The 1,379-nt window shown below is 73.4% G+C and carries 2 protein-coding genes; both read right to left on the bottom strand.

What is annotated here, in order from left to right; translation table 11 throughout:
• Positions 1-256, bottom strand: a 256-nt coding sequence (locus tag G6024_RS02675; RefSeq protein WP_159147902.1) for a hypothetical protein, incomplete at its 3' end; no start/stop codon positions are given.
• A gap of 11 nt (positions 257-267) precedes the next feature.
• A partial coding sequence (locus G6024_RS02670; protein WP_159147899.1) for an alpha/beta hydrolase occupies positions 268-1,379 on the bottom strand: 1,112 nt, incomplete at its 5' end.

The following is a 1,379-nucleotide window of genomic DNA, read 5'->3' as shown; positions in this document are numbered from 1 at the left end:
TCGACTCCTCGCTGGTGGGTTCCTCGGTGCTCGACTCGGTGCTGTTCTCCGAGGTGGTGCTCGCGATCGGCTCGGTGGTGGGCCCGGTGGTCTGCGCGGATTCGACCTGCGCGCGGGCCCGCTCGACGGCCTCGGCGCTGCGGTGGGAGTCGTACCAGAGGCCGGCGGAGATCAACCCGACCGACAGGACGCCCAGGGCGCCCATCCCCACGGTGGTGAGGGACGGTGGGGTGAACCGGGTGTCGAGCGAAGCCATGGGCCCCAGTATCAGACAGCGTCCGTGGGAACGCCAACCTCTTCCCTCGCCGCGCGCGTCGCCGGTGGAACCGTCGTCAGTCGCTCAGGCCCCTCCCAGAGCACGGCCGCCTCGCCGTAGGGGTCCTGATCGCGACGGAGCAACAGGCCCACGGCATGTCGGCGCAGGACGGGCAGGACCCGCCCCTCCTGACCGCGGTCCACGCCGGTGTGGCGCGCCCGGATCCGCCGTTCACGCCACAGGGGCACCTGCCCGCCGAGCATCACGGCGAGCATCGCCCGGAACGCCCCGCAGTCCCGGTCGAACACGCCGCCGTGACCGCGCGTGCCGTAGACGGGCGTGCCGTCGGCGAAGTAGCCGGTGTCGAGTCGGACGGCGCCGCCGCCCAGGTCGGAGTGCGACCCGCGCTGTCGTAGGCCGAACCGGATCTGCAGTAGTTCCACGGGGTCGCCCGGTGCGGTGAGGGAGTACCTGCGCACCGGTCCGGGGGCGCGCCAGTCCGACGGCCCGGCGACGCCCACCCCGAGATCGGGCGACTCGGCGTAGATCACCCGGTCGGCGCGCAGGCCGAGCCGTTCGGCGGTGCCCACGATCCGCCCGCCGTACGAGTGCCCCACCACGGTCAGCGCCGCGCCGGGGCACTCGATCTCCATGACCCTGTCCACCTCGCGACAGAAGCGGACCAGGCGCGGCGCCATGGCGTCGGCGAACCGGGGATCGCCGGCATCGGCCATGATGTCCTGCGGGAACTCGCCGTCGAGGAACGTCACCACGGCCAGTCGCCCGCCGCCGGACTCGACGAGGTCCACCGCGACGTCGGTGTTGACGTGGGACATGTCCAGGTTGGTGCCGGTGCCGGGCACGTACACCGCCACCGCCTCGGTCTCCGGGCCGAGCTCGCCCACCACCTCGATCATCCGCCCACCGCGGCGCGGTGAGAACGCCGGGAAGGAACGACGACGACGACGAGCATCACGCCGCGCCATCGTCTCCAGACGCCCGATGCGCGGACTCCACGGCGTACCCGCCAGCTGTTCGCGGTGGAGCGCGGCGCGCACGGCCACCGCGTTGGCGCGGGCCCGCACCGGCCAGGGCACGCCGTACGTCCCGCCCACGGCCTCGG

The organism is Dietzia maris, from assembly GCF_014144855.1.
Lineage (GTDB): Bacteria > Actinomycetota > Actinomycetes > Mycobacteriales > Mycobacteriaceae > Dietzia > Dietzia kunjamensis.
Note: the sequence above shows the minus strand (reverse complement) of the source record. Positions and strands in the feature narration are given on the sequence as shown.